This is a genomic window from Aeromicrobium sp. CnD17-E, assembly GCF_024124745.1.
In the GTDB taxonomy this organism is placed as follows: domain Bacteria; phylum Actinomycetota; class Actinomycetes; order Propionibacteriales; family Nocardioidaceae; genus Aeromicrobium.
In genome coordinates this window covers 20801-46353 of record NZ_JAMXRU010000014.1, presented here as the reverse complement: position 1 = coordinate 46353, position 25553 = coordinate 20801, and the positions used below count along the sequence as shown (strand labels likewise).

30 protein-coding genes are annotated in these 25553 nt (G+C 71.5%); 16 read left to right on the top strand and 14 right to left on the bottom strand.

Translation table 11 applies throughout. From position 1 onward, the window contains the following. On the bottom strand, window positions 1–730 hold a 730-nt coding region (locus NH339_RS18775), incomplete at its 3' end, for a histidine kinase (protein ID WP_253023219.1). A 78-nt stretch (window positions 731–808) separates the two neighbouring features. Between NH339_RS18775 and lipA the strand changes: the two genes are divergently transcribed. The 3 genes from lipA to NH339_RS05220 are packed head-to-tail and all read left to right on the top strand — an operon-like array spanning window position 809 to window position 2838. After that, window positions 809–1774, top strand: a complete 966-nt coding sequence (gene lipA / locus NH339_RS05230; RefSeq protein WP_253023217.1) for a lipoyl synthase — start codon at window positions 809–811, stop codon at window positions 1772–1774. Window positions 1775–1795: 21 nt separating this feature from the next. After that, window positions 1796–2500 (top strand): DUF4191 domain-containing protein, encoded by a 705-nt coding sequence (locus tag NH339_RS05225; protein ID WP_253023215.1) that lies wholly within the window; start codon window positions 1796–1798, stop codon window positions 2498–2500. Continuing rightward, on the top strand, window positions 2500–2838 hold the full coding sequence (locus NH339_RS05220; protein ID WP_253023213.1) for a hypothetical protein: 339 nt from the start codon (window positions 2500–2502) through the stop codon (window positions 2836–2838). Before NH339_RS05225 ends, NH339_RS05220 begins: the two co-directional genes overlap by 1 nt. Window positions 2839–2844: 6 nt before the next feature. Here the strand turns inward: NH339_RS05220 and NH339_RS05215 are convergent, their stop codons facing one another. Then, the gene (locus NH339_RS05215; RefSeq protein ID WP_253023211.1) at window positions 2845–3210 is read right to left on the bottom strand and encodes an RDD family protein; all 366 of its coding nucleotides are present in this window, start codon (window positions 3208–3210) and stop codon (window positions 2845–2847) included. Between the two features lie 190 nt (window positions 3211–3400). Between NH339_RS05215 and glnA the strand changes: the two genes are divergently transcribed. After that, on the top strand, window positions 3401–4822 hold the full coding sequence (gene glnA / locus NH339_RS05210) for a type I glutamate--ammonia ligase (RefSeq protein ID WP_067858441.1): 1422 nt from the start codon (window positions 3401–3403) through the stop codon (window positions 4820–4822). Between the two features lie 144 nt (window positions 4823–4966). Here glnA and NH339_RS05205 read toward each other — a convergent pair whose 3' ends face one another. After that, window positions 4967–5995 carry an LLM class flavin-dependent oxidoreductase gene (locus NH339_RS05205; RefSeq protein WP_253023209.1) on the bottom strand — a complete coding sequence of 343 codons (1029 nt, stop codon included), beginning with the start codon at window positions 5993–5995 and terminating at the stop codon, window positions 4967–4969. A 94-nt stretch (window positions 5996–6089) separates the two neighbouring features. Between NH339_RS05205 and NH339_RS05200 the strand changes: the two genes are divergently transcribed. The 3 genes from NH339_RS05200 (at window position 6090) to NH339_RS05190 (ending at window position 8393) form a co-directional block, all read left to right on the top strand. Next, the gene (locus NH339_RS05200; RefSeq protein WP_253023207.1) at window positions 6090–6239 is read left to right on the top strand and encodes a hypothetical protein; all 150 of its coding nucleotides are present in this window, start codon (window positions 6090–6092) and stop codon (window positions 6237–6239) included. Between the two features lie 170 nt (window positions 6240–6409). Then, the gene (locus NH339_RS05195) at window positions 6410–7921 is read left to right on the top strand and encodes a S8 family serine peptidase (RefSeq protein WP_253023205.1); all 1512 of its coding nucleotides are present in this window, start codon (window positions 6410–6412) and stop codon (window positions 7919–7921) included. Between the two features lie 124 nt (window positions 7922–8045). After that, window positions 8046–8393, top strand: coding sequence for a hypothetical protein (locus tag NH339_RS05190; protein ID WP_253023203.1), 348 nt, complete (start codon window positions 8046–8048; stop codon window positions 8391–8393). Window positions 8394–8412: 19 nt separating this feature from the next. Here NH339_RS05190 and NH339_RS05185 read toward each other — a convergent pair whose 3' ends face one another. Further along, a complete protein-coding gene (locus tag NH339_RS05185) occupies window positions 8413–8850 on the bottom strand; it encodes a VOC family protein (protein WP_067858455.1) in 438 nt (145 codons plus the stop codon). A 79-nt stretch (window positions 8851–8929) separates the two neighbouring features. On the opposite strand from NH339_RS05185, the gene NH339_RS05180 reads away from it, so the two are divergent. Then, window positions 8930–9352 carry a DUF3806 domain-containing protein gene (locus NH339_RS05180; protein ID WP_253023201.1) on the top strand — a complete coding sequence of 141 codons (423 nt, stop codon included), beginning with the start codon at window positions 8930–8932 and terminating at the stop codon, window positions 9350–9352. Between the two features lie 9 nt (window positions 9353–9361). Here the strand turns inward: NH339_RS05180 and NH339_RS05175 are convergent, their stop codons facing one another. Continuing rightward, window positions 9362–10945: a protein kinase gene (locus NH339_RS05175; RefSeq protein WP_253023199.1), complete on the bottom strand. Its 1584-nt coding sequence runs from the start codon at window positions 10943–10945 to the stop codon at window positions 9362–9364. 107 nt (window positions 10946–11052) lie between these two features. On the opposite strand from NH339_RS05175, the gene NH339_RS05170 reads away from it, so the two are divergent. Beyond that, a complete protein-coding gene (locus NH339_RS05170) occupies window positions 11053–12279 on the top strand; it encodes an FAD-binding domain-containing protein (protein WP_253023196.1) in 1227 nt (408 codons plus the stop codon). Window positions 12280–12426: 147 nt separating this feature from the next. Here the strand turns inward: NH339_RS05170 and NH339_RS05165 are convergent, their stop codons facing one another. Then, window positions 12427–13584 carry a PQQ-dependent sugar dehydrogenase gene (locus NH339_RS05165; RefSeq protein WP_253023194.1) on the bottom strand — a complete coding sequence of 386 codons (1158 nt, stop codon included), beginning with the start codon at window positions 13582–13584 and terminating at the stop codon, window positions 12427–12429. A gap of 92 nt (window positions 13585–13676) precedes the next feature. Here NH339_RS05165 and NH339_RS05160 point away from each other — a divergent pair, with 92 nt between their 5' ends. Next, window positions 13677–14120, top strand: a complete 444-nt coding sequence (locus tag NH339_RS05160) for a hypothetical protein (protein WP_253023192.1) — start codon at window positions 13677–13679, stop codon at window positions 14118–14120. 10 nt (window positions 14121–14130) lie between these two features. On the opposite strand, the gene NH339_RS05155 is transcribed toward NH339_RS05160, so the two are convergent. Next, the gene (locus tag NH339_RS05155) at window positions 14131–14826 is read right to left on the bottom strand and encodes a spermidine synthase (RefSeq protein WP_253023190.1); all 696 of its coding nucleotides are present in this window, start codon (window positions 14824–14826) and stop codon (window positions 14131–14133) included. Window positions 14827–14887: 61 nt separating this feature from the next. On the opposite strand from NH339_RS05155, the gene NH339_RS05150 reads away from it, so the two are divergent. Then, window positions 14888–16489: a peptide chain release factor 3 gene (locus tag NH339_RS05150; RefSeq protein ID WP_253023188.1), complete on the top strand. Its 1602-nt coding sequence runs from the start codon at window positions 14888–14890 to the stop codon at window positions 16487–16489. 258 nt (window positions 16490–16747) lie between these two features. On the opposite strand, the gene NH339_RS05145 is transcribed toward NH339_RS05150, so the two are convergent. Together NH339_RS05145 and NH339_RS05140 are read right to left on the bottom strand one after the other, a co-directional pair. Then, the gene (locus tag NH339_RS05145; RefSeq protein ID WP_253023186.1) at window positions 16748–17206 is read right to left on the bottom strand and encodes an SRPBCC family protein; all 459 of its coding nucleotides are present in this window, start codon (window positions 17204–17206) and stop codon (window positions 16748–16750) included. Between the two features lie 79 nt (window positions 17207–17285). Further along, window positions 17286–17432: a GPGG-motif small membrane protein gene (locus NH339_RS05140; protein ID WP_253023184.1), complete on the bottom strand. Its 147-nt coding sequence runs from the start codon at window positions 17430–17432 to the stop codon at window positions 17286–17288. Window positions 17433–17553: 121 nt separating this feature from the next. Here NH339_RS05140 and NH339_RS05135 point away from each other — a divergent pair, with 121 nt between their 5' ends. Continuing rightward, window positions 17554–18588, top strand: a complete 1035-nt coding sequence (locus tag NH339_RS05135) for a zinc-binding dehydrogenase (RefSeq protein ID WP_253023182.1) — start codon at window positions 17554–17556, stop codon at window positions 18586–18588. A 1-nt stretch (window position 18589) separates the two neighbouring features. On the opposite strand, the gene NH339_RS05130 is transcribed toward NH339_RS05135, so the two are convergent. From NH339_RS05130 to NH339_RS05120, 3 genes are all read right to left on the bottom strand, one after another. Next, complete coding sequence (locus NH339_RS05130; RefSeq protein WP_253023180.1) at window positions 18590–19072, bottom strand: GAF domain-containing protein; 483 nt, start codon at window positions 19070–19072, stop codon at window positions 18590–18592. Window positions 19073–19086: 14 nt separating this feature from the next. Beyond that, entirely contained in the window at window positions 19087–19305 is a 219-nt protein-coding gene (locus tag NH339_RS05125) for a hypothetical protein (RefSeq protein WP_067858483.1), read from the bottom strand. 73 nt (window positions 19306–19378) lie between these two features. Further along, entirely contained in the window at window positions 19379–19915 is a 537-nt protein-coding gene (locus NH339_RS05120; protein ID WP_253023178.1) for a hypothetical protein, read from the bottom strand. Window positions 19916–20117: 202 nt separating this feature from the next. Here NH339_RS05120 and NH339_RS05115 point away from each other — a divergent pair, with 202 nt between their 5' ends. Next, entirely contained in the window at window positions 20118–20540 is a 423-nt protein-coding gene (locus tag NH339_RS05115) for an SRPBCC family protein (protein WP_253023175.1), read from the top strand. Window positions 20541–20543: 3 nt separating this feature from the next. Here the strand turns inward: NH339_RS05115 and NH339_RS05110 are convergent, their stop codons facing one another. After that, complete coding sequence (locus NH339_RS05110) at window positions 20544–21116, bottom strand: hypothetical protein (RefSeq protein WP_253023173.1); 573 nt, start codon at window positions 21114–21116, stop codon at window positions 20544–20546. An 860-nt stretch (window positions 21117–21976) separates the two neighbouring features. Next, entirely contained in the window at window positions 21977–22636 is a 660-nt protein-coding gene (locus NH339_RS05105; RefSeq protein ID WP_067858495.1) for a TetR family transcriptional regulator, read from the bottom strand. Window positions 22637–22796: 160 nt separating this feature from the next. Between NH339_RS05105 and NH339_RS05100 the strand changes: the two genes are divergently transcribed. The 3 genes from NH339_RS05100 (at window position 22797) to NH339_RS05090 (ending at window position 25542) form a co-directional block, all read left to right on the top strand. After that, window positions 22797–23888: a ferredoxin reductase gene (locus tag NH339_RS05100; protein ID WP_253023171.1), complete on the top strand. Its 1092-nt coding sequence runs from the start codon at window positions 22797–22799 to the stop codon at window positions 23886–23888. 13 nt (window positions 23889–23901) lie between these two features. Next, entirely contained in the window at window positions 23902–25182 is a 1281-nt protein-coding gene (locus NH339_RS05095) for an acyl-CoA desaturase (RefSeq protein WP_253023169.1), read from the top strand. A gap of 126 nt (window positions 25183–25308) precedes the next feature. Then, a complete protein-coding gene (locus NH339_RS05090) occupies window positions 25309–25542 on the top strand; it encodes a hypothetical protein (RefSeq protein ID WP_253023168.1) in 234 nt (77 codons plus the stop codon). Window positions 25543–25553 lie beyond the last annotated feature (11 nt).

The window sequence follows — 25553 nt, the reverse complement described above, 5'->3', positions numbered from 1 at the left end:
GGAGGCGGCTGGCGCCGGCGGCCTGCACGCCGATGCCGCTGACGTGGTGCGCGACGACGTCGTGCAGGTCGCGGGCGATGCGCACCCGCTCGGCCTGCACGGCCTGCTGCTGCTCGACGTCCTGCACGGCCCGCTCGCGCTCGCGCTGGTCCTCGACGAGCGCGCTGCGGCGGGCGCTCAGGTAGGCGGCCTGCCCCCAGGCGATGGCGCCGAAGAAGTACATGACGTTCAGCGCGACGCTGTAGACGATGAGCGCGACCTTGGGCGGAAGCAGCCCGGTCTGCTCCCCCAGTGGCGGCATGAGGTCGCGGCCGAACGACCACAGCAGCCAGCCGAACATGCCGACGAGCACCACGACGGTGACGACCATCAGCGACCTCGGCCGACGCGACCACGCCCACGCGGCGTACAGCGCGGCGAACAGCACCATCTGGATCGTGAACACGGCGCCCAGCTCGAGCAGCCGCTCGCCGACGACGATGAACACGGCCGAGACCACCACGAGGACGGTCAGCGGGTACTGCCGACGCCAGCACAGGGCGAGGCCGCCGAGGCCGAACCAGAGGTACGCCTCTACGCCCTTCCAGCCCGTCGACACGCCCGACGCGCTGGCGTAGACCTGCACCGACGCGACGCTCACGAGGGCCGCGACGACCCCCAGGACGACGTCGGTCGCCAGCTGGGCGCGCGTGGGCCGCGGTCGGGTCCAGGAGCGGTCGAGGATGCTCACGCCTCGACCCTAGCGAGGCTACGCCCGGGTAGGCGTGCGCCCGTGGCGACGCTGGGACGGCGGCGTACGCTGGACGGCGTGACGATCGCACCGGACGGCCGCAAGATGCTTCGACTCGAGGTCCGCAACAGCCAGACCCCGATCGAGAAGAAGCCCGAGTGGATCAAGACCCGCGCGAAGATGGGTCCTGAGTACAACGAGCTGATGAAGCTGGTGAAGGGCGAGGGTCTGCACACGGTCTGCCAGGAGGCCGGCTGCCCCAACATCTTCGAGTGCTGGGAGGACCGCGAGGCCACCTTCCTCATCGGCGGCGAGCAGTGCACGCGACGCTGCGACTTCTGCCAGATCGACACCGGCAAGCCGGCTCCGCTCGACCGCGACGAGCCGCGTCGCGTGGCCGAGAGCGTGCAGAAGATGGAGCTGCGCTACTCGACGATCACCGGCGTCGCCCGCGACGACCTGCCCGACGGTGGCGCATGGCTGTACGCCGAGACGGTCCGCAAGATCCACGAGCTGAACCCGGGCACCGGTGTCGAGAACCTCATCCCCGACTTCAACGGCAAGCCCGACCTGCTCGAGGAGGTCTTCAGCTCACGGCCGGAGGTCCTCGCGCACAACGTCGAGACCGTGCCGCGCATCTTCAAGCGCATCCGTCCGGCGTTCACCTACGAGCGCTCGCTCGACGTCATCACGCAGGCGCGCGACTACGGCCTGGTCACCAAGAGCAACCTCATCCTCGGCATGGGCGAGACGCGGGAGGAGGTCTCGCAGGCGCTGCGCGACCTGCACGAGGCGGGCTGCGACCTCATTACCATCACGCAGTACCTGCGCCCCTCGCCGCGCCACCACCCCGTCGAGCGCTGGGTGAAGCCCGAGGAGTTCGTCGAGCTCAAGGACGAGGCCGACGAGATCGGCTTCGCGGGCGTCATGTCGGGCCCGCTCGTGCGCTCGTCGTACCGCGCCGGACGCCTCTACCAGCAGGCCGTCGAGAAGCGTGAGTCCACCGGTGAGGTCGTGCTCCGCCACACGGACGGCGCCGCCTGAGGCACCCGTAGGATGGACGGCATGTCCACCCCTGCCGCCCCGCCCGAGGGACGTCTGCGCCAGCTGCGCCAGGCGTACAAGATCACCAAGCAGTCCGACCGCAACGTCGGCCTGTTCATGCTGCTGGCCTTCGTGCTGGGTGCCGGCATCCCGGCCGTCCTGCTGCTCACGTTCGTCGGCACCGGCGTGCTGGCGATCGTCCTTACCGTGATCATCTCGGTGCTGTTCGGCATCCTCGGCGCGCTGTTCGTGCTCGGACGTCGCGCGGAGAAGGCGGCCTACTCGCAGGTCGAGGGTCAGACGGGGGCCGCCGCGGGCGCGCTGCAGATGCTGCGCCGCGGCTACCACGTCAAGCAGGCGGCCGCGTTCAACAAGAACCAGGACGTCGTGCACCGCGTCGTCGGGCGTCCGGGCATCATCCTCGTCGGTGAGGGCAACTCCACGCGGGTCCGCAGCCTGATCGCCTCGGAGCGCAAGAAGCACGCACGCATCGTCGGCGACGAGGTGCCGGTGCTCGAGGTCGTCGTCGGTCGCGGCGAGGGCGAGGTGCCGCTGCCGAAGCTGATCAAGCACGTGCGCAAGCTGCCGAACGCGATCAAGCCGGCGGAGCAGACCGCCATCCTCAACAAGCTGAAGGCGCTCGACGCGATGCGTCCGACGGCGCCCATGCCGCGCGGCCCCGTGCCGACGAGCATGAAGGGCGCCCGGCGCCAGATGCGGGGCTGATGCCCCGCACGTGGCCGGTCCTGGCGCTCTCGGTGACGCTCGGCGTCGGCGCGTGCCAGGCGGCGACGCCCGGCGAGATGACGAGCCAGACGTACCGCTCGCTCGACGCGCGTGGCGACGCGCTCACGACCGACGACGTCCGCGAGGCCGGTGGCACGGACGACCCCGACCTGGCGCGCACGTTCGTCCAGGAGGGCGGTTCGGCGGAGCCGTCGGGGGCGTCGTGCCTGTACGCGCGGACGACGTACCGCGAGTCCTACCGCGGGGTGGCGCGCTTCTGCTTCGACGGCGCGACGGTCGTGTCGGTGGAGCGCAACCGCGCCGACCTCGACCGCTGAGCGACGTCAGATCCCGAGGCGGGCGACGCGCGACCCGGACAGGATGTCGTGCAGCCCGCGGTGGTCCTCGTTCTGGATGACGGCGGGGATCACCAGGCACAGCAGCGCCGTGCGGAGCGCCGCGCGCGGGAGGCCGATCGGCTGTCCCTCGGGCGAGACGACCTGAAGGCCCAGCACACGCTTGCCGATCGAGTAGCCGAGCACGCCGGTCAGGAGCGTGACCTCGACGAAGAACACGCCGAGGGTGACGAAGGAGCTGACGGCCCCCTCCCCCGCCAGAGGCGTCCGGGTGACCGCCACGACGCTGAGCATCGCCACCGCCCAGTCGATGAAGAGGGCCAGCAGGCGGCGACCGAGCGAGACGTCGTACACGTCGTGAGCCTAGCGGGCGGCTCACCGCCGACACGTGGCGTTCATCCTCGGGCGAGACTTGTAACATGCCCGAAACAATGGAGTGACGGTAGGGAAACTGCCTCTGCCTAGCGTCGGTGACGCGGCCGCCGAGGCGTCCGCTCCCGCCACATCGACGACCAGGCCACCATCGCGTGGCTGAGGAGGCCCCATGTTCGGCAATGCCGACGAGTTCTTCAAGTACGTCAAGGACGAGGGCGTCGAGTACCTCGACGTCCGTTTCACCGACCTGCCCGGCATCCAGCAGCAGGTGACGCTGCCGGCGTGGACGTTCGACGCCGACGCCGCCGAGAACGGTGTGGCCTTCGACGGCTCGTCGATCCGCGGCTTCCAGAGCATCGACCAGTCCGACATGGTGCTCTACCCCGACTTCGGCACGGCCTACGTCGACCCGTTCAAGCGTCGCAAGACGATCGCGATGGACTTCTTCGTCCACGACCCGATCACCGGCGAGGCCTACTCGCGGGACCCCCGCAACATCGCCCGCAAGGCGGAGGCGTACCTGGCCACCACCGGCATCGGCGACACCGCGTTCTTCGCGCCCGAGGCCGAGTTCTACATCTTCGACCGCGTCAACTACGGCACCAGCGCCAACAAGTCGTTCTACGAGATCACGTCGCTGGAGTCGGCCTGGTCGACCGGTGAGGACATCACCGACAACCGCGGCTACAAGGTCCGTTACAAGGGCGGCTACTTCCCCGTCGCGCCGACGGACCAGACGGCCGACCTGCGCAACGACATGATGACGAACCTCGCGAACGCGGGCCTCGTCCTCGAGCGTGGTCACCACGAGGTCGGCACGGCCGGCCAGGCGGAGATCAACTACAAGTTCGACACGCTGCTCAAGGCGGCGGACGACATCATGAAGTTCAAGTACATCGTCCGGAACACGGCGTGGGCCGCGGACAAGACGGTGACCTTCATGCCGAAGCCGATCTTCGGCGACAACGGCTCGGGCATGCACGTGCACCAGTCGGTCTGGAAGGACGGCTCGCCGCTGTTCTACGACGAGGCCGGCTACGGCGGACTGTCCGACACCGCCCGTCACTACATCGGCGGCATCCTGAAGCACGCGCCGTCGCTGCTGGCGTTCACGAACCCGTCCGTGAACTCCTACCACCGTCTGGTGCCGGGCTTCGAGGCCCCGATCGCGCTGGTCTACTCGGCCCGCAACCGTTCGGCCTGCGTCCGCATCCCGATCACGGGCTCGAACCCGAAGGCCAAGCGCATCGAGTTCCGCTGCCCCGACCCGTCGAGCAACCCCTACCTGGCCTTCTCGGCCCTGCTGCTCGCCGGCATCGACGGCATCAAGAACAAGATCGAGCCGCCGGCCCCGATCGACAAGAACATCTACGAGCTCCCGCCGGAGGAGTACGCCGAGATCGACATGGTCCCGACGTCGCTGAACGCGGTCCTCGACAACCTCGAGGCCGACCACGAGTTCCTCACCCAGGGCGACGTGTTCACCCCCGACCTCATCGAGACGTGGATCGACTACAAGCGCACCGAGGAGATCCTCCCGGTCCAGCTGCGTCCGCACCCGCACGAGTTCGAGCTGTACTACGACATCTGATCCGAGGGTGCTCGCCCTCTGACAGTGGCTGCTGAGAACGGCGGCTGACCTGCCAAGACGTCCTTCGACGTCGTGCAGCGTCAGCCGCCGTTCTTGGTTGGCGTGTCCGTGGTCGCCCCTCGCGGGAACGGCGCCACGGGCGTGTCACCCTCCGGCGGGGTGCGCGGTCGGCGACCAGCCGAGCTCGGGACCGAGGCGGGTCGCGATGTCGGTCAGGATCTGCACGTAGTCGTCGTGGTCGAACGTGAAGGGCAGGGCGAACACGACCTCGTCGACGGCCTGGTAGCTGAGCGTGGCGTGCAGCTGGTCGGCGATCGACGCGGCCGGACCGATCAGGTCGGTCGAGAAGAGGATGCGGCCCGGACCCTGCGGTGCGTGGGTCCGCGGCAGGCGAGAGTCGACGTACGCCTGGTACTTCGCGACCTGCTCGGGGGTGGCGGAGTCGGTCGGGATGACGACCCGCCCCTGCGACACCCGGCCTCGAGAGGGGTCGCGGTGGTGGGCGCGGAACGTGTCGATGTGGGAGCGTTGCACCCGGTCGAAGTCGTCGTCGTCCTCGGCGCGCACCAGGTTGCTCGACAGCAGGTTCAGCCCGCGCTCGGCAGCCCACCGGACGGACCCGAGGCCCGCCGCGCCCTGCCAGACGCGCGACGCCAGGTCGGGCACGTGCGGCTCCACGCGAGCGGAGTACGTCTCGATGCCCTCCACGCCCGCGAAGTCGCTGGCCCGGCCACCGCCCAGGTGGTGCAGCAGACGTTCGATCCGCTCGTAGGTGAAGTCCTCGTCCTCCCACGTGTCCGGGTACAGGCTCTTCTTGACGTCGTCCCAGTGCGTCGGTGGCCCGACGCTGATGCCGGGCTGCAGCCGACCACCGCTCAGCACGTCGACGGTCGCCAGGTCCTCGGCGAGCCGCAGCGGGTTCTCCCAGCCGAGCGGGATGACGGCGGTGCCGAGCTCGATGTGGCGCGTCCGCTGCGTCGCGGCCGCGAGCAGTGCCACGGGTGACGACACGCCGTGCTGGAGGTGGCGGTGCCGCACCCAGGCGGAGTCGAAGCCCAGCTGCTCGCCGAGCTCGATCACCTCCAGCGTGCTCTCGTGCCCGGGCCGAGGGTCGTCGGGGTCGAACAGTCCGATGGTGAGGAAACCGAGCCGCTGCAGCTGACCGTTCGCCATCGCCACATTGTTCGGGGTGGTCGCGCCTTCTCGTCGCTCGTCTCAGTCCGTGACACCGCTCCGGTGGCCCCGTCCGTACGGTCACGATGACGTCATGGGGACCCCGGCCGGCGACGAAGGACGCGACGTCCGTCGTGGCCGCGAGTGGACCCTCCTCACCACACCGTGGACCGCCGACCACGCGGAGATGCTCTCGATGCTCAGGTCCTGCATCGACCACGACAGCGACCAGCACCGGCGGTAACGCGACCGACCCTGACCTGATCCACCTCCGCGCGCTCTCCGTCACCGACCTGCAACCCGCCGACCCTGGACGTCTGTCCGAAGGCTGTGGTGGGGTGGGACGGTCGGTCTCAGCGCCACGTTCACGTGGCCGCCGGCAGTTCCTAGGGGGGACAGCACGTGAACACAGGTATGTCTCGAGCCCGACGCGGGCTCGCCGTCGGGGCCGCCGCCCTGACGCTCGGCGTCGTCGCGACCACGCTCACCAGCGCCGGCGCGGCGACCACGGAGAAGTCCACGCCCGTACCGGTCGCGACGCCCGAGGGGCAGGTGAGCGCCTACGTCGTCAACGCCAAGAAGGCCAACGCGAAGGGCACCGCCGACGCGCGCAAGGTCGTGCAGAAGGCCGGCGGCACCGTCGTGCAGGCGTGGCCGCAGATCGGCGTCGTGATCGCGCAGTCGACGCACGCCGACTTCCGCGCCGACGTCTACCGCCTCGGCCGCACCAGCGTCACCTCCGTCGGCACCACCCGCACCGTCGCCGTCAGCGAGCGCGCCGAGCAGGCGTCCACCCTGCGCCAGTCCGCGCGGAGCCGCTCCACCGAGCGCGCCGAGCTCAAGGGCGAGTTCGCGAACACGCCCCAGAAGTACGTCAAGCCCGACCCGCGCGAGGGCGAGCAGTGGGACATGGCGCACATCAAGGCCGACCACGCCCACGAGATCACCGACGGCTCCCGCAAGGTCCTCGTCGGCGTCCTCGACAGCGGCATCGACGCCGACCACCCCGACCTCGCGGCCAACATCGACGTGAACAACTCCGTCAACTGCACCGACGGCGGCGCCGTCGACCGCTCCCCCACCGGCTGGCAGCCCACCACCAGCGACCATGGCACCCACGTGGCCGGCACCATCGGTGCCGCCCGCAACGGCATCGGCATCACCGGCGTCGCGCCGAACGTGCGCATGGCGTCGGTCAAGGTCGTCAACGACGACGGCTTCATCTACCCCGAGTACGCCATCTGCGGCTTCATGTGGTCCGGCCTGCGCGGCATGGACGTCACCAACAACAGCTACTACATCGACCCGTTCGAGTTCTGGTGCCAGGACCAGGCCAACCAGGCCGCCGTCGTCGAGGCTGTCGGCCGCGCCGTCACCTGGTCGACGAAGAAGGGCACCGTGCACGTCGCGGCGGCCGGCAACGCCGCCTACGACCTCGCCAACAAGACGACCAGCGCCAGCAGCCCCAACGACAGCACGCCGATCGAGCGCACCATCAACAACGGCTGCCTCGACATCCCCACCGAGCTGCCTGAGGTCGTCACCGTCTCCTCGTACGCGCAGATCGGCACGTCGAACGAGACGCAGCTGTCGTCGTTCTCCAACCGGGGCAGGAACGTCATCGACGTGGCCGCGCCCGGTTCGCGCATCCTGTCGACGATCGTCAAGGACAACGGCTACGGCCTCAAGAGCGGCACGTCGATGGCGTCGCCGCACGTGGCTGGCGTCGCCGCCCTCATGAAGTCCAAGCACCCCGGCTGGCGGCCGGCGCGTGTCATCCAGCAGCTGAAGGCCCAGGCCGACGAGCGACCCTGCGCACCCCAGCAGACCAGCTCGTCCCCGGGCGCGCTCTGCACCGGGGCGCCGTCGAACAACAGCTACGCGGGGCACGGCATGGTCGACGCGCTCGACGCCGTCCGTCGCTGACGCAGCACCACGACGCAGCGGCCCCCGAACATCTCGCTCGGGGGCCGCTGTCGCGCGGCGGCACCGCCGGAACGCGTTCCGCAGGACGACGACCGCTCCACCCCCGCAGACCTACGCTGCGCTCATGCGCCTCGCCCGCCTCGTCGCCGTCGCCCTCGGGTCCGTCGTGCTGGCCGGCTGCAGCGGCACCACCACGGCCGAGCTCGAGGAGTCCATGGCCGACCAGCTCCGCTACGGGACGGAGGGCGCGGCCTGGTTGATCTCCCGCTACGGCATGCACGCCGACGTCCGCGACGTCGACGTCACCTGCGAGGAGGTCGGCGTCCTCACCGACACGGGCGACTCGCTGCGCTGCGAGGCCCACGTCGAGTACACCGACGGCCGCACCCTCACGGCACCCTTCGACGCCGAGTTCCGCGTCGACGGCGTGTTCCCCCGCCTCCTGCAGGACCCGACGGCGACGACAGGCTGAGCGACCCGCTGGACGCCCGTCAGCCGATCCGCTCGGTCAGCGAGACGATGATCCCCTCCGGACCGCGGACGTAGGCCATCAGCCACGTCCCCTCGTGCTCACCGACGTCGCCCACGAGCGCGTAGCCCTCGTCGTCGAGGCGCGCGACGGTCGCGCGCAGGTCGGTGATCTCCAGGCACACCGCGCGCAGGCCCACCGCGTGCGGCGGTGCGGGGACCGTGAGCACGTGGCCTGGACGGTCGTACCGCGACACCTCCAGCGCTCCCCCACCGCCCGGCGGGCGCAGCCAGACGGTCTCGGTGCGGGCGTCGTGGAGACCGACGACGGTGTCGAGGAACTCGCCCTCGATCGTCATGCGTTCGGCGAGCTCGAGTCCGAGGCTCGTGAAGAAGGTGACCGTGCGGGGCAGGTCGGCCACGGTGAGGTTCACGTGGTCCAGGCGGGGCAGCGACGACATCCCTCATCCACGCCCGGCGGGACCTGTCGTGTCAAGCACCTAGGCTGGCCGACGAGCGCCGGCAGCGACGGAGGACCCCATGGACGACGTGACGATCGAGGACCTCACCGAGGCCGAGCACCAGTGGCTCGGGGCGCTGCAGGGCGGGCTCCTGCAGATGGGCGTCAAGGACGCCGCCACGCTCTGCGCCGTGTTCCTCGAGGCGCGCGAGGCCTGGTGGGACCTGCCCGCCGCGGAGCGTCCCGACCCGAACCCGACCATCAACACGTTCGGCGCCGGCATCGGGCAGCTGTTCGTCGACGACCTCGGGCTGCGCTGGGCCCTCGTCACCGACGCGCGCGGCAGCGAGCTCGGCGTCGTGGGCGAACCGTCGCTCGTGCTCTACCCGACCAGCGCCGTGGCGAAGCGGTGGTCCGGCGAGAACCAGTCGACGCTCGAGGACTACCTCGTGCAGGTCAGCGAGACGGTGCGCGACCTGCAGGCCCGGCGACACGGGCGCTGACGACCGACGTCAGGGCTTCTTGTCGTCCTTGCCGCCCGGGCCGCCGTTGCCAGGACCCTTGTCGTCCTTCTTCTCGTCCTTCTTGTCGTTGCCCTGGTCCTGCTGAGGCTGCTGCGGCTGCTGCTGGGTCGGCTGCGTCTGCTGCACCACCGGCGCGACGGCGACCGCGATGGTCACGGTCGAGCCGACCGTCACCCGGCCCGTCGGGTCGACGACGACGACCGTCCCCGCGGTCTGCGACGACTCCACCTCGGTGCGCTTCACGGTGAGGCCGAGGTCGCCGAGGGTGGCCGCGACCTCGTCGGCGGGCTGCCCCACCAGGTCGGCCGGCACCATCACGCGACCCGACGCCACCTGCAGGGTCACCGGGCCCGACGTCGGCACGGCAGCGCCGGCCTTCGGGCTCTGGCCGACGACCTCGCCCTCCTTCGCGTTCGGCTCGTCGACGGTCTCGGTCTTGACGGTCGCGTCCACCGCCTCGATCTTGTCCGTCGCGCTGGCGACCGACTGGCCGACGACGTCGGGCACCTCGTGGTCGCTGCTGCCGAACAGACCGCCGGACATGCTCAGCAGCAGGGCGAGGACGGCCAGCGCCGCGACACCCGCGAAGATCGCCATCCCGCGCCGACGCCGGCGCGGGTCCTCCGGCGCAGCCTGCATCGCAGCGGTGGCGGCGACCGGCGCGAGCACCGAGGTCGACGCCGTCGCGCCCGTGGCACCCAGAGCGCCCATCGGCGCGGTGGTCGCGCCCGCGTAGGCGGGCAGCACCTCGGTGACGCCGTCGGTGCGACCCTGCACCGCGTCGCGCACCTGGGCCGCCGTCGGACGCTTCAACGGGTCCTTGTCGGTCATGGCCTCGACGAGCCGGCGCAGCGGCTCCGGCACGCCGTCGGGCAGGGGCGGCAGCTCCTCGCCCACCTGGGCGAGCGCCGTGGCCACGGACGTCTCCCGCCGGAACGGCGACGTGCCGGTGAGGCACTGGTAGGCCACGAGGCCCAGCGAGTACACGTCGGACGCACCCGTGGCCGTCACGCCACGCGCCTGCTCGGGGCTGATGTAGTCGACGGTGCCGAGCACGTTGCCCGTCTGGGTCAGCGGCTCGCGCGACGCGCCGATGGCGATGCCGAAGTCGACGAGCACCGGCCGCGACCCCTCCGCGAGCACGATGTTGGCAGGCTTCACGTCGCGGTGCACGATGTCGGCGGCGTGGGCCGCAGCCAGCGCGTCGGCGACGCCGCCGAGCAGCCGCTCCACCGCGTCCGGCGCGAGCGTGCCCCGCTGCTTGAGCACCTCCGAGACCGCCGTCCCCTCGACCAGCTGCATGACGATGAACGGGTCGCCGTCCTCGCTCGACGCGTCCTCGCCGACGTCGTAGATGGTCGCGATGCCCGGGTGGTGCAGACGTCCGGCCGTGCGGCCCTCCTCCTCGAACCGGGCGCGCGCGGCGGCGTCGTCTCCCACCTGGTCGCCCTTGAGGATCTTCACGGCGACGTCACGGTTGAGGCGCAGGTCGCGGGCTCGGTGCACCCGTCCCATCCCCCCGGCGCCCAGCAGGTCACCGAGCTCGTAGCGGTCGTTCAAGCGTTCGGCCATTCGACCAGGCTAGAGCCCATCGGCGCGGGGCGCGCGCGTCGTGGCGGCCCCCATACGCCGTCCTCGCTCGAGTCGTGGGCCCGACCGACCGCTGGCACGCTGGGTCCATGCCCGCCCTCCCCGCCCTGCCGGCACCCGCGGACACCGACGCCGTCGTCGCGTGGGTCGCGCAGCACCTGGGCGACCTGACCTGGGAGGGTCCCGACGACGTCCGTCCCGGCGGGCACCGGGGCGGGCAGACGGCGGCCGACGTCGCGCTCGCCGGGCTCGACGTCAGCGGCTACGCCCGCACGCGCTCGAACGTGCTGCCCGTCGAGCGGCAGGGGGCGAGTCGCGTGTCGCCGTACCTGACGCACGGGCTGCTCGACCTGCCGACCGTCTGGGACGCGGTGGGCGACGCCCCCTCGGGCGACCGGCGCACGTACCGCGACGAGCTGCTGTGGCAGGAGTACGCGCGTCACGTGTACGCCAGGATCGGCCCGGCGATGCGCGAGCCGCTGCGTCGTGAGCCGCCCCACCCCGACGTCGACCCCGGCTGGGACGGGCGCATGGCGTGCATCGACTGGGTGCAGGAACGGCTCGAGCAGGACGGTTGGCTCGTCAACCAGGTGCGCATGTGGTGGGCGTCCCACTGGACCGTGCGGCACGGGCGCGACTGGCGCGACGGCGAGGACCACTTCTATCGGCACCTGCTCGACGGCTCACGGGCCGCGAACCGGCTCGGCTGGCAGTGGACGATCGGCGCCGGCACCGGGAAGCCCTACGGGTTCAGCCGGTGGCAGGTGGAGAAGCGTGCCCCGCAGCTGTGCCGGTCGTGCGCGCTCAGCGAGGCGTGCCCGGTCCAGGAGTGGCCCGACGCCGACACCGGACCCACGGTCGAGCACGCCCCTGTCCGCATCGGGCACGCCGCCGGTGCTCCCGGGCCGGGCCCCGACGCGCCCGTCCTCGAGCGCGACCCGTCCGCCGTGTGGCTGACGCCGGAGTCGATGGGCGACGCCGACCCCGCCCTGGAGGCACACCCCGACCTCCCCGTCGTCTACGTCTTCGACGAGCCGAAGCTGGCCGAGCTGCGGTGGTCGGGCAAGCGGCTCGTGTTCCTCGCCGAGACCCTCGCCGACCTCGCGACCCGGCGCGACGTCGAGGTGCGTCGGGGCGTCGTCGGTGACGAGCTCGCCGGTCGGGCCGTCACCGTCACCTTCGCGCCCGTGCCGTGGTTCACGCGGCGCTCGGCCGACGTCGACGTCGCCGCTCTGCACCCGTGGCGTTGGCTGGAGCGGCCGACGTCGCAGCGCCTCACGTCGTACAGCGCCTGGCGCAAGGGCGTGCGTCGCTGACCGTCAACGACGAGGCACGAGGCGCGACGGGACGAGGCACGATGGGACGAGGCACGGGAATCTCACGCAAGCACGGAAAGCAAGCCGTGCGCGGCTGAGGGAACCGTGCCTCGCCGGAGATTCCCAGGTCGACCTGGGAATCTCCGCTCAGGCGGGGGCGAGGCGGAGGAGGCGGCCGGAGCCGGCGTCCTCGAGCAGCCAGATGGAGCCGTCCGGGGCCTGCTCGACGGCGCGGACGCGCTGGCCCTCGACGATCCTCTCGTCGTCGCCGGCGGTCGTGCCGTCGAGGTCGACGCGCACGAGCGACTCGCCCGACAGCGCGCCGAGGAACGCGTCGCCCTTCCACTCAGGGAACAGGTCGCCGGTGTAGATCAGCAGGCTGCCGGGCGAGATCGACGGGGTCCAGCCGGTCCGCGGCGCGACGAAGCGGTCGCCGTCCGTGTGGTCGGGGATCTCGCCGCCGCCGTAGTCGCTGCCGTTGGATGCCTCGGGCCAGCCGTAGTTGCCGCCCTTCTCGATGATGTTGAGCTCGTCGCCGCCCTCCGGCCCCATCTCGCTCGACCAGAGCGTGCCGTCGTCGGCGAACTCCAGGCCGAGCGGGTTGCGGTGGCCCCAGCTCCAGATCTCCGCCGACGCGCCGCCCTCGTCGGCCAGCGGGTTGCCGGGAGCCGGTTCGCCGTCGAGGGTGAGCCGGACGATCGTGCCGAGCGTGTTCGACGTGTCCTGGGCCGGCGTCTTCTGCTGACGGTCGCCGGAGCTGATGAAGAGGTGCTCGCCGTCGGGGTCGAACGCGATGCGGTGCGAGAAGTGGCCGTTGCCGGACACCTTGGGCGTCTGGCGCCAGACCACCTCGAGGTCCTCGAGGGCCGCCGAACCGTCGCCGGTGGCCAACCGTGCGCGGCCGACCACGGCACCGGTGCCGCCGTCGCCCGCCTCGGCCCAGCTGAGGTAGACCCGCTGGTCGTCCTCGAAGGTGGGCGCGACGACCACGTCGCCGAGCCCGCCCTGCCCGGCGGCGACGACGTCGGGCACGCCCGACACCTCGGTCCGCTCGCCGGTCTCGGCGTCGCGCAGGGTGAGGGTGCCGGTGCGCTCGGTGACGAGCAGGTCGCCCGTCCCGGGCACGAAGGCCATCGCCCACGGGGTCTCGAAGCGGTCGACCTCCTCCACCTCGAACGGCGGGTTGCCGCTCGCGCTGGCGACCGGCGTCGACGCGCCCGACGCGTCGTCGTCGGAGCGGGGATCGGGGTCCGTGGAGCAGCCCGCCACGAGGACGGCCGCGAGTCCGAGTCCGAGAAGCCTCATACGTCGAGTGTCACCGAGCACCCCAAGGGCCGCAGCGTGAGCGCCGGGTGCGCGCGGATGCCGCGACCAGCGACCAGTGCCACGGTGGAGACATGAGCAGCGACCGACAGGACCGTCCCGCCACCCGCCATCGCCGACCCGACGGCGTCTCCGACGACACCGTCGAGGCGCTCGGCAAGCTCAGCGAGGCGCTGGAGGCCGTCGAGGAGGCCCGCGGCTCGCTGTACGCCTTCCACCGGTTGTCCGGGCACGCCGACCTGCAGGCTGGCGAGGCCGCCGACCTCCTGCGCGAGGCCGGCCACGGCGACCTCGCCGACCGCATCGAGACCGAGCTGGTCGGACGCAACGTCATCGAGGGGCGCTGGACCTTCCAGCTCGTCGAGGAGTACGACGAGGGCTACTACGCGACCTTCAAGGACCTAGAGCGCACCGCCCGCGACAGCCTGGTCGACGGCCGTCCGCACCTGTTCGAGGCGGAGATGAAGGAGGACCGGCGCACCCAGGGCCGACGCCACCACGAGGCCACGCCGGACTGAGCAGGTCGGCTCAGGCGCGCGTGCCGACGTAGATCGTCGCGGTCGACGTGCCCGCGGTGAGCGGGTTGTCGAACGTCACCACGTGCGCCTCGGCCGTCGCGAACGCCTGACGCATGACGTCGACGAAGGCCTCGTCCGGCGGCTCGTCGGACCAGAGCCCGAACACGCCGTCGTCGACCAGCATCCGTGCCGCGGCTCGCTGCCCCTCGACGGTGTAGAAGTCGCCGTGGTCGGTGCGCAGCAGCCAGTCGGGCGCGTGGTCGATGTCGACGAGCAGCACGTCGACCGGCCGTTCGAGACGGCCCGTGCGCGCGAGGTCGAAGAAGTCGTCGCGCACCAGCGTGGTGCGCGGGTCCGACGCCAGCCCGCGCGTGTCGTCGAACAGCTCGTCACGGTGCCAGCGGATCACCGCGTCGAGCGCGTCGACGACCACGAGCTCGGCGACCCTGTCGTCGCGGAGCGCCTCGAACGCGGTGTAGCCGAGGCCGAGCCCGCCCACCATCACCCGCAGCGAGGTGCCGCGGGCCGCCCGGAGACCGAGCTCGGCCAGGGCCCGCTCGCTCACCGTGAACTGGCTCGACATCAGGTAGTCGTCGCCGAGCTTCACCTCGTGCACGTCGCGCTGCGTCACCAGGTCGAACCGGCGACGCAGCACCACCAGGCCCCACGGCGTCTCGGCCCAGTCGAGCTCCTCGAACCTCGCCATGGTGACCCCTTCGTCTCGGCTCGTTCCCGGGCCGACGGTAGCCGCCGGTAAGGTCGGGTCGATGTCCTCCCCCACCGTGCTCGCCGAGGCCGCCCGCCGTCGCACCTTCGCCGTCATCTCCCACCCCGACGCCGGCAAGTCGACGCTCACCGAGGCGCTGGCCCTGCACGCGCGCGTGATCTCCGAGGCCGGCGCCACGCACGGCAAGGCGGGCCGCCGCGCCACCGTCTCGGACTGGATGGAGATGGAGAAGGAGCGCGGCATCTCGATCTCGTCCACCGCGCTGCAGTTCGAGCACCGCGGGCACGTGGTCAACCTGGTCGACACCCCCGGCCACGCCGACTTCTCCGAGGACACCTACCGCGTGCTCAGCGCCGTCGACTTCGCCGTCATGCTGCTCGACGGCGCGAAGGGACTGGAGCCGCAGACGCTGAAGCTGTTCGACGTCTGCCACCGCAGCGGCATCCCGGTGATCACCGTCGTCAACAAGTGGGACCGCCCGGGCCTCGACCCGCTCGAGCTCCTGGATCAGATCCAGCAGCGCATCGACATCCGCCCCACGCCGCTCACCTGGCCGATCGGCATCGCCGGCGACTTCCGCGGCGTCCTCGACCGTCGGCTCGGGCACGCGGTCGAGTACGAGCGCACGTCGGGCGGCGCCACCATCGCCGGTGAGACGGTGCACTCCCCCGACGACGCGACGGCCGTGTTCGGCGACGCGTGGGAGGAGGCGGTCGGCGGGCACGAGCTGCTCGCCGCCGACGGCGCCGACCACGACCCCGAGGAGTTCCTCGCGGGACGCACCACGCCGGTGCTCTTCGCGGCGGCGGCGCTGAACTTCGGCGTCACCCAGCTGCTCGACGTGATGCTCGAGCTGGCGCCCGCACCGCGCCCACGCCTCGACGCCCAGGGCGAGCCGCGGGCGGTCGACTCCCCCTTCAGCGCCTTCGTGTTCAAGATCCAGGCGGGCATGAACACGGCCCACCGCGACCACGTGGCCTTCGCGCGGATCTGCTCGGGCGTCTTCGAGCGCGGCGAGGTCGTGCAGCACACGCAGGGCGGGCGACCGTTCGCGACCAAGTACGCGCAGAACCTCTTCGGGCGCGACCGCGAGACCACCGACCTCGCGTACCCGGGCGACGTCATCGGCCTGGTCAACGCCTCCCAGCTCGGCATCGGCGACACCCTCTACCTCGGGCCGAAGGTCGAGTACCCGCCGATCCCGCAGTTCGCGCCGGAGCACTTCGCGACGATCAGCGCCCGCGACACGTCGCGGTTCAAGCAGTTCCGGCGCGGCATCGAGCAGCTCGACCGCGAGGGCGTCGTGCAGGTGCTGCGCTCGACGCTGCGCGGCGACCAGTCGCCGGTGCTCGCGGCCGTCGGTCCGATGCAGTTCGAGGTGGTCACCGACCGTCTGCAGCGCGAGTTCAACGCCGAGACCCGCCTCGACTTCCTCCCCTACACGCTGGCCCGACGCATCCAGCCCGCCGACCGCGAGACGCTGGCCGGCATCAACGGCGTCGAGACGTTCGAGCGCAGCGACGGTACGGCCCTCGCGGTGTTCAGCGACCGCTGGCGCCTGCAGTTCGTCTCACGCCAGCACCCCGACATCACGTTCGAGTCGCTGTCGGCCGACGTCGACGACCGCGCGCCCCTGTCCTGAAGGTCTGCCCACCACCGGATCTCTCGACAGGCCCGGGCCGTCGGTCCCGAGCGCACCGCGAGGTTCCGAGGACCTTGGTCCCTGGGGAGCGGGACTGCCCGTCCGTAGCCTGGTGCACGACACGAGGCCGGGTGGGCGGTGTCTCGCGCCAGGGGTCGAGACAGCGCGCGGTCGGCGCGGATCCGAGACCGCGCCGACCGTCGCCCCGCTGGCCCGTCGCCCCGATCAGGCAGTCGCGTCAGGGACGCGACGCCGGGTTCAGGGTCGCTCGACCTCGCCGCGCCACGCGCCGGTCGGCTCGCCGCCGCGGCGCTCGATGAACTCCTTGAAGCGCTGGAGGTCACCGCGCGTCCGTCGGTCGAGCAGACCCGCCTTGTCGGCGATCTCCTCGACGAAGCCGTCAGGGTCGACGTCCATCTGCACCGTCACGCGCGTGGCGTGGTCCGAGAGCCGGTGGAACGTGACGACGCCAGCGTGCTCGGGCCCGCTGTCGGACTTCCACGCGACGCGCTCGTCGGGGTGCTGCTCGGTGACCGTCGCGTCGAACTCACGCTTGACCGGCCCGACCTGGACCACCCAGTGCAGGTGCGTGTCGTCGATCTGGTCGATGCGCTCGACGCCCTCCATGAAGGCGGGAAAGTCCTCGAACTGGGTCCACTGGTCGTAGGCGGTGCGGACGTCGACGTCGACGTCCACGGACTCGGTGATCGTGCTCATGGGCTGTCCTCTCGCAGAAGGCTGTACCCCTCACACCTACCCGTCCCGTGCGCCGCCGAAACGGCGCACGGGACGCCGATCAGCTCAGGATGCTCACGCCTCCCGGTCCGACGAGCAGCGCGACGACGATCAGCACGACGCCCCAGAGGATGTCGCCGCGGATGATGCGCAGCACGCCGAAGATGCCGATGACGACAGCGGCGATCCACAAGATGGTGTCCCACATGATGGTGCTCCCTCCCGCCGGCCCCGGGTGGGCCGAACGTCTCGCCACCGTAGGACCGCGCCGCCGGGGCCGCACCTGGAGCGACCGGTCGTCCGACCGGCGCCGGTGGGAGGATGGGCGGATGCGCGCCATCGTCCTCGACGCCGTCCGCGCGGACCCCCAGGTCCGCGACGTCCCCGCCCCCGCAGCGCCGGCCGGGGGCGTCGTCGTGGAGGTCCGTGCGACCGGCCTGTGCCGGAGCGACTGGCACGCGTGGGCGGGGCACGAGGACCTCGCCTTCCCGCACGTCCCCGGCCACGAGCTCGCGGGCGTCGTCGCCGAGGTCGGCGCCGGCGTCACCCGGTGGTCCGTGGGCGACCGCGTGACCACCCCGTTCGTGTGCGGCTGCGGTCGGTGCTCGTGGTGCCGTGCCGGCGACGCGCAGGTGTGCCCCGACCAGCAGCAGCCCGGCTTCACGCACTGGGGCTCCTTCGCGCAGCACGTCGCCCTCCACGCGGCCGACACGAACCTGGTCGCAGTGCCGGACGACGTCGAGCTGTCCACCGCTGCCGCGCTCGGCTGCCGGTTCGCGACCGCGTACCGGGCCCTGGTGGCTCGGGCACGGGTCGTCGCCGACGAGTGGGTCGTGGTCGTGGGCGCCGGCGGAGTCGGGCTGAGCGCCGTGATGATCGCCCGCGCACTCGGGGCTCGGGTGGTGGCCGTCGACCGCAACGACGGCGCGCTCGAGGTGGCGCGCCGACTCGGCGCCGACCACACGCTGCTCGCCGGCGACGACGTCGAGGCTGCGGTGGCCGAGCTCACCGGCGGAGGGGCCCACGTCTCGGTCGACGCCGTCGGCAGCGAGGCGACCAGCGCGACGGCCCTGCTGAGCCTGCGCCGGCGCGGTCGTCTGGTGCAGGTCGGCCTGCTGCCCGGCGTCGAGGGACACCCTCGGGTGCCGATGGAGCGCGCGATCGCGTGGGAGCTCGACCTGCTCGGCAGCCACGGCATGGCCGCCAGCGACTACCCGGAGATGATGACGCTCGTCGCCGACGGGCGACTGCGTCCGGACCTGCTGCTGGAGCGCACCGTCGACCTCGACACCGCCGCGGGCCTGCTGCCGACCTTCGACACGGCGACCGTCGCCGGCCTCACGATCATCGACCCTTGGCGCTGACTCAGCGTCCGTAGCGCTCCCACAGGAGCTGCGAGCCGGCCTCCGCCCCGACGTCGTGGACGCGCTGCAGGTTGCGCCCGCCCCGCTCGAAGGTCGCGTGCACCGCGGCCGGCACCTCCGGCCACGGCACCGGGTCGTCGAGCCAGCGGCACTCGCGGACGTGCTGGAGGTCGAACGTCGCCGCGTCGGCCGACGGGTCGAAGCGCCAGCTCCCGGTCACCCGACCGAGCCACAGCTCCCCCGAGACGTCGCGGGTCCAGGCGAACGCGCCTCGGTCGACCGCCGCGAAGCGACCGAGCCGTGCGGCCGTGCGGTCGCCGTGACGTCTCGCGGCCTGCGCGACCGCGTCGTCGAGGTCCGCCGGCGGCTCCGGCAACCGGCCGCCGACACCGACGAGACCACGCCGCAGCGCGTGCGCGACGGCTGCGGCGTGGTCGACGTCGTCGTCCCGCGAGCGCAGCGGCGCCCGCAGGACGACGACCATCGTGGGTCGGTCCGTCAGCCGAGCACCGAGGAGGCGTCGACGTCGCCGTCGGCCGACTCGATGGCCTCGGCCAGGGCAGTCACGTGCGCGTCCTCGAGGCTCACGTCGGCCTCGTCGAGGCCCTTGCGCAGCTCGGTCTCGACGGTCCCCTCGGGCGCACCGTCCTGGTAGGCGCCGACGCGGTCGACGACGTTCTGGATCGCTTCCAGCTTCTCGGGAGTCAGATCAGTCATGACGGTGACGCTACGCAAGACCGGCCGATCCGCATCCCGATCGGACTGCGACGGCTGCCGAGAGGCGTCGCGTCTAGCGGACGCTGCAGTCGACCGACCCGGCGCGCTGCGCGGACGCGACGATCCTGCCGTCGCGCCGGATCTCGCACGAGACCACCGTGGTGGGGGTCGCCGTCCGCGCGTCGATCCCGACGACCGACGCCCTCGAGGAGAACGTGATCGAGTCCCCCCTGTCCCACCGCGCACGCTCCTGCTCGGCGTCCTTCCTGACGATCACGTCGACAGGTTCGGGCGAGTCGACCGTGAGCGTGTACGACGAGGAGGTGCCCAGGGCGTCGACGGCCAGCACGACGGCGACGGTGGCGACCGGGCCGAGGATCGACAACGCGGAGAGCACGACGGCAGCGACGCGGCCCGGTCGAGCGGCCGCTGCTGGTTCCCGGAGCGCGAGCGCGAGCGCCACCAGGCCCAGCGCCATCGGGACGAGCAGCGCGTCGAGCCGCGACCACGACAGGAGCAGCCCGGCGACGAGGACGACGAGACCGGCGACCGACAGCGCCACGCTCGTCCAGCGCTGCCGCGACACGGTGGGCGTCGGACGGTCGGACATCGGCTTCTCCCTTCGAGGCACGTCGAGCCTAGGGCACCCGCGCGGCCTGCCTCCTGGACACCGACGGCGACGGTGATCGACCGCCCCGCCCCGCGACGCCGTGCGCCCTGGGCTGGCAGAATCCTGCTACCCCGGTGGGCCCAGACCCTGGCGCGACCTGTTGGATGGGTCCACCCCCTCGACCGACGACCGGAAAGCACGTATGAGCCGCATCATCCGCAGGACCTTCGTCGCCGCCCCCGCCGACCTCGTGTGGGAGCTCCTCCAGGACTTCGCCCAGTGGCATCCGCGGCTGAGCATCTACTCCGGGGGCCCCGAGGCGGACGCCGACATCGTCGTCAGCGTGCAGAGCCAGGACGACGAGACTCGCACCCTCACCTACACGATGCCCGAGCCGCCGTTCCCCATCACGAACGACCGCGCGAGCGTGCAGGTGCAGGCGTTCTCCGACACCACCTGCCACGTCGAGTGGTCGGCGGAGTTCGAGTCCGACCCCGGCATCATCCACCTGCTCGAGGACCAGCTGGGCGACGACGTCTTCAAGCTCGCTCTCGACCGGCTCGCCACCGCCGCCCACGAGCGCCAGGCGGCCGAGGTCGCCGCGGTGTCGAGCGCGTCGGCCTGACCGTCAGCCGACGTCGAGGTCGAGCAGGACGCGGGCGGTCGACGTCAGCGCCCCGCCGGCCTCGCCACGCCCTACCGCGGTGAGGTAGCCGCGCCGTCGGGCCTCGGCGACCCGGTTCGTCCACGTTCCGGGGCTGCCGCCGTGCCGCTCCGCCATGCGCTTGGCCGGTGCCCGCTCGCCCTGCTCGACGAGCCGTGTGTACTCGAGCGCCACGGCGGCCATCGCGAGGTCGTCGCGGCCGAGCCGGCCCGACCGCTCCTCCAGCAGCCGGCCCACGGTGGTCCGCGGCTCGCTGCCCGGGTCGACACTGCGGGTCGCGAGCCGTCGGGCCTCGGAGACGACCGCCCCGAGCGGCAGGTCGCGCACGTCGGCGCCCTGGAACGACCGGTCTCCCGCGCCGCGCCGGACGACGAGCTCGCGCATCGCCCACTGTCGATGATTCCCCTCGCGGTGCAGCCGCACCCCCACCGACCACTCCTCCGCCACCCGCATCGCCACGAGACGCTCACCGTCGTCCGTGACACCCACCGCGTGGTCGCGCGTGACCTCGTCCAGCAGCGCACCGAGCTCGTCCATCGGGACCCCTCCATCGGATTGCGTGGTAGTGCGTCCACGCTAGCACTGGCGGGAAGTCATCTGCTGCTGCGCCGGCTGCGGGGTCGGGACCTTGGTGGTGCGGCGCCTGCGGGGGTCTCGATCTGCTGGTCCGCTGCCGCAGGGGAAGCTCGACCTGCTGGTGCGCTGCCGCAGGGGGATCTCGTCCTGTTGGTGCGCTGCCGCAGGGGGCTTGTGCTTGCTGGTGCGCTGCCTCGGCCTCCGTTGGGGTTGGCCTCCGAAAGGGCCTCGACCGGCAGCGGGCCTGGGGCTGGTCTCGGGTCTCGGGGCCTGGCTTGGTCCTGTGGGTGAGGCACGATTCTTCGTTTCCGCGTTCTGGCGCCACCGTTCTTGGTCGGCGCGTCCTCATCGGTGGATCTGCAACCGCAGGAGCGCTCCTGCGGTTGCAGATTCACCGATGGCGGGCGCGGCGCGGCAGGGATTCTCCCTTCGCGTGGAACGGTCCACGAGAAGGGAGAATCTCGCGTCACCCCAACGCCAAGGGCACCCACGATGCTTCATTCGAGCGTTCGAGGCCGATCGCTTCTGCGTTCACGACGGGCTCCCGTCGCCGACGCAGAATCCTTGGGCCCTTGACGCACGTACACAGAATCCTGCGTCCACCCCAGCACCCAACCCACAGCCCGAGACCCCAGACCGGCGCCGTCGCCAGCCACCCGGTCGAGGCCCCTTTCGGAGATCACCCTCAGCGAAGGCCGAGACGGCGCACCAGCAAGGTCACGACCCCCGCAGACAGCGCACCAGCAAGGTCACGACCCCCGCAGACAGCGCACCAGCACGACGAGACCGACCGCAGTCAGCGCACCACCAACGTCAGCACGTCACCCCGAGTGGCTGTCCCACTTCTCGAAGCCAAGGACGATGAGGCGCATCTCGCGGCGAGCCTTGCGCTTGATCTCCTCCTCCAGGTCGGGGCGGCCGTCGGGCATCTGCACGACCTGCTCCGCGCGGTAGACCATGTTGCGGACGAAGAGGCCCGACGCGAGCTTGACGTCCTCGGCCGACCACGTGTCGAGGTGCGGGAGGCGGGCGAGCACGACGGCGAGCTCGGAGATGAACAGCTCGAGCTCGCGCTGGATGGCCTGGCGGACGGCCTCGGAGCCGCTGTTGCGCTCGCGGGCGACGAAGCCGAAGTGGGCCTTGTTCTGCTTGACGACGCGGACGAGGATCTCGGCGGAGGCGTCGATGATGTCGGCGAAGGTCTCGGGGTCGCGCTGCGCGTCGCGGATCATGGCGCGCAGGGTGCCGAACGACTGCTCGACGAGGGCCAGGCCGAGCTCGTCCATCGCGGCGAAGTGGCGGTAGAAGGCGGTGGGCACGACGCCCGCCTGCCGTGCGACCTGGCGCAGGCTGGTCTGGGCGAAGCCCTGGGTCTGGCTGAGCTCGAGGGCGGCCGCGAGGATCGCCTCGCGCGTCCGCTCCTTCTGGGCCTGACGCGACGTGTCGGCTCGCGCAGCGGACGGCGACGGACTTCCGGACACGTGGGGAGTCTAGTGGCCCGCGACCCCACCCCACTCGGTGAACACGTGTTCGCGTGCCGGACGTCACGACCGGCGCGTCTTGCCGCGGCCTGCTTCATCACGCCACACTTTGAGTGTACGCTCGTGCACTGAACTACTCGCCGACCGAAGGAGACACGCGATGGGCCTCGTCCGCACCGCACTCTCGTCGCGAGCCGTCGCGTCCCTGACCTCGCCGCACTCGGTCGACCACTACCTCGACCAGCTGCACCCGATGCTCACGGTCGACGCCGTCCGCGCCCGGGTCGTCGAGGTACGACGCGAGACCGGCGCCGCCAGCACCGTCGTCCTGCGGCCCAACGGCGCGTGGAAGGGATTCGTCCCCGGCCAGCACGTGCAGTTCGGCATCGAGGTCGACGGCACCCGCAAGGTGCGCGTGTTCTCGGTGTCCAGCTCCCGCGCCCTGCGCGACGGCACCTTCAGCGTCTCGGTGAAGGCCCACCCCGACGGGTACGTCTCCCAGTTCCTGCACCGCGAGCTCCAGCCGCGCACCATCGTGTACCTCTCCCAGGCCGAGGGCGAGTTCGTGCTCCCGGACGACGTGCCCGACGACCTCGTGCTGCTGAGCGGAGGCTCGGGCATCACCCCCGTCATGTCGATGGCGCGCACGCTGCGCGACCGCGGTCACCGCGGACGCGTCACGTTCCTGCACTACGCCCGCTCGCGCGAGGACGAGATGTTCACGCCCGAGCTCGACCGGCTCGCCGAGGAGCTTCCGGGCGCCGTCGTCCACCGCGTCTACACGCGCGAGCCCGAGGCGGGCGCCGCCCTCGAGGGACGGTTCACGGCCAGCCACCTCGACCACCTCGACGTCGACCCCACGACGTCGCCCACCTGGTGCTGCGGCCCGGCCGGCTTGATCGCCGCGGTCCGCGACGTCTACGCCGAGCGTGGCGCGGCCGAGCAGCTCCACACCGAGTACTTCAAGGTGCCCTCCGTCGACCTCATGGCCGCCGACGCCACGGGCACCCTCAGCTTCGACGCCTCGGGCACGACCGCCGAGAACTCCGGCGCCACCATCCTCGAGCAGGCCGAGGCCGCAGGCCTGGCGCCCGAGTACGGCTGCCGGATGGGCGTCTGCAACACCTGTGCCGTCAAGAAGCTCAGCGGCGCCGTCCGCCACGTCGTCACCGGCGAGGTCGGCGCCAACACCGACGAGACCATCAAGGTCTGCGTCCAGGTCCCTGTCGGCGACGTCAGCGTCGCACTCTAGGAAAGGGAGTTCCATGTCTCGCAAGCGCACCCCCATCGCGCCCTACAGCGCGTCGGACCACAACGAGGCGCCCGCACCTCTCGTGGGCACCGACCGCACCAAGCAGTCGACCATCGGGCTCGAGTACATGAGCTACGAGGAGCTCGAGCGCTTCGGCGAGGAGCTCGACGGCATCCGTCAGAAGACGCTCGACTCGCTCGGCCAGGCCGACGCCGACTACATCCGCCGCGTCATCCGCGTGCAGCAGGTGTGCGAGGTGCTGGGCCGCATCGGCATCCTCACGCCGTTCTTCTGGCCGACGTTCGTCGCCGGCATCGTGTTCCTCGGCCTCTCCAAGATCCTCGAGAACATGGAGATCGGCCACAACGTCATGCACGGCCAGTACGACTGGATGAACGACCCGCTGGTCGACGGCAAGCGCTACGAGTGGGACAACGTGGCCCCCGCCCAGGACTGGAAGCACGGCCACAACTACATCCACCACACGTACACGAACATCCACGGCAAGGACCGCGACATCGGCTACGGCCTGCTGCGCATCGACGACGACCAGCCCTGGTACCCGAACCACCGGTTCAACCTGCCGCTCGCGTTCGCCCTGATGCTGTTCTTCGAGTGGGGCGTGATGTACCACGGCCTCGAGCTCGACGAGTACCTCGGCGGCAAGATGACCAAGAAGGAGTTCCGCGACCGCAAGAGCCGCGCGGCCCGCAAGGCCCGCCGCCAGGTCGTGAAGGACTACGTCGCCTACCCCGCCATCGCGCTCGCGCTCGTGCCGTTCGTCGGCTGGTGGGCCCCGCTGGCCGTCATGGGCGCGAACTTCGCCGCCAACCTGATCCGCAACATCTGGACCTTCCTCATCATCTTCTGCGGCCACTTCCCGGCCGAGGTGCAGACGTTCGCCGAGGAGGACGCCGAGAACGAGTCGCGCGGCCAGTGGTACCTGCGCCAGCTGCTCGGGTCGGCGAACATCAGCGGCAGCCGGACGTTCCACGTGCTCAGCGGCAACCTGAGCCACCAGATCGAGCACCACCTGTTCCCGGACATCCCGGCCCGCCGCTACCCCGAGGTCGCGCAGGAGATCCGCGCGATCTGCGAGCGTCACGGCCTGCAGTACAACAGCGGTCGGCTGAGCAAGCAGCTCGCGAGCGTCGCCCGTCAGCTGGCCTCGTACGCCCGCAAGCCCGACGACCCGTACAAGCAGGGCAAGAGCCCGGAGTCGAAGGCGCTGCGTCGCGCCAAGCGCGAGGCTGCTGCCGCGGCCCAGGCCGAGCGCGAGAACGTCGCCGCCTGACACGTCGCTGCCCCAGCACGACCCCGCCGACGCCCCGGTCCAGCCCCGGGGCGTCGGTGTGCACGCACCGCGCGGTGCGCCACAATGGTGCCTGCCGACCGACCGCACGACCCCGAGGAGACGGCCATGGCGCTGAGCCGCCGAGAGATCGCCAAGGACGCCGTCCAGCAGGGCGTGGAGGCCGCGATCACGACCGGCGGTCGGATCAGCGCGATCCTCTTCGACACCGCGCGCCGGGTCACGACCGAGCTCGGCGCCTTCGGGACGGAGCTGTTCGAGATCACCGAGGCCAGCAAGCGGGCCGGTGAGGACCCCGACCCCACCGATCGGGTCACACCCACCCATCCGCAGGACCGGTGAGGGCGAATCCC

Bases quoted from the DNA above. Each gene is read 5' to 3' on its own strand.
- NH339_RS05225 (WP_253023215.1), top strand. From the start codon at position 1,796: ATGTCCACCCCTGCCGCCCCGCCCGAGGGACGTCTGCGCCAGCTGCGC.
- NH339_RS05220 (WP_253023213.1), top strand. From the start codon at position 2,500: ATGCCCCGCACGTGGCCGGTCCTGGCGCTCTCGGTGACGCTCGGCGTC.
- glnA (WP_067858441.1), top strand. From the start codon at position 3,401: ATGTTCGGCAATGCCGACGAGTTCTTCAAGTACGTCAAGGACGAGGGC.
- NH339_RS05205 (WP_253023209.1), bottom strand. From the start codon at position 5,995: ATGGCGAACGGTCAGCTGCAGCGGCTCGGTTTCCTCACCATCGGACTG.
- NH339_RS05200 (WP_253023207.1), top strand. From the start codon at position 6,090: ATGGGGACCCCGGCCGGCGACGAAGGACGCGACGTCCGTCGTGGCCGC.
- NH339_RS05195 (WP_253023205.1), top strand. From the start codon at position 6,410: ATGTCTCGAGCCCGACGCGGGCTCGCCGTCGGGGCCGCCGCCCTGACG.
- NH339_RS05190 (WP_253023203.1), top strand. From the start codon at position 8,046: ATGCGCCTCGCCCGCCTCGTCGCCGTCGCCCTCGGGTCCGTCGTGCTG.
- NH339_RS05185 (WP_067858455.1), bottom strand. From the start codon at position 8,850: ATGTCGTCGCTGCCCCGCCTGGACCACGTGAACCTCACCGTGGCCGAC.
- NH339_RS05180 (WP_253023201.1), top strand. From the start codon at position 8,930: ATGGACGACGTGACGATCGAGGACCTCACCGAGGCCGAGCACCAGTGG.
- NH339_RS05175 (WP_253023199.1), bottom strand. From the start codon at position 10,945: ATGGCCGAACGCTTGAACGACCGCTACGAGCTCGGTGACCTGCTGGGC.
- NH339_RS05170 (WP_253023196.1), top strand. From the start codon at position 11,053: ATGCCCGCCCTCCCCGCCCTGCCGGCACCCGCGGACACCGACGCCGTC.
- NH339_RS05165 (WP_253023194.1), bottom strand. From the start codon at position 13,584: ATGAGGCTTCTCGGACTCGGACTCGCGGCCGTCCTCGTGGCGGGCTGC.
- NH339_RS05160 (WP_253023192.1), top strand. From the start codon at position 13,677: ATGAGCAGCGACCGACAGGACCGTCCCGCCACCCGCCATCGCCGACCC.
- NH339_RS05155 (WP_253023190.1), bottom strand. From the start codon at position 14,826: ATGGCGAGGTTCGAGGAGCTCGACTGGGCCGAGACGCCGTGGGGCCTG.
- NH339_RS05150 (WP_253023188.1), top strand. From the start codon at position 14,888: ATGTCCTCCCCCACCGTGCTCGCCGAGGCCGCCCGCCGTCGCACCTTC.
- NH339_RS05145 (WP_253023186.1), bottom strand. From the start codon at position 17,206: ATGAGCACGATCACCGAGTCCGTGGACGTCGACGTCGACGTCCGCACC.
- NH339_RS05140 (WP_253023184.1), bottom strand. From the start codon at position 17,432: ATGTGGGACACCATCTTGTGGATCGCCGCTGTCGTCATCGGCATCTTC.
- NH339_RS05135 (WP_253023182.1), top strand. From the start codon at position 17,554: ATGCGCGCCATCGTCCTCGACGCCGTCCGCGCGGACCCCCAGGTCCGC.
- NH339_RS05130 (WP_253023180.1), bottom strand. From the start codon at position 19,072: ATGGTCGTCGTCCTGCGGGCGCCGCTGCGCTCGCGGGACGACGACGTC.
- NH339_RS05125 (WP_067858483.1), bottom strand. From the start codon at position 19,305: ATGACTGATCTGACTCCCGAGAAGCTGGAAGCGATCCAGAACGTCGTC.
- NH339_RS05120 (WP_253023178.1), bottom strand. From the start codon at position 19,915: ATGTCCGACCGTCCGACGCCCACCGTGTCGCGGCAGCGCTGGACGAGC.
- NH339_RS05115 (WP_253023175.1), top strand. From the start codon at position 20,118: ATGAGCCGCATCATCCGCAGGACCTTCGTCGCCGCCCCCGCCGACCTC.
- NH339_RS05110 (WP_253023173.1), bottom strand. From the start codon at position 21,116: ATGGACGAGCTCGGTGCGCTGCTGGACGAGGTCACGCGCGACCACGCG.
- NH339_RS05100 (WP_253023171.1), top strand. From the start codon at position 22,797: ATGGGCCTCGTCCGCACCGCACTCTCGTCGCGAGCCGTCGCGTCCCTG.
- NH339_RS05095 (WP_253023169.1), top strand. From the start codon at position 23,902: ATGTCTCGCAAGCGCACCCCCATCGCGCCCTACAGCGCGTCGGACCAC.
- NH339_RS05090 (WP_253023168.1), top strand. From the start codon at position 25,309: ATGGCGCTGAGCCGCCGAGAGATCGCCAAGGACGCCGTCCAGCAGGGC.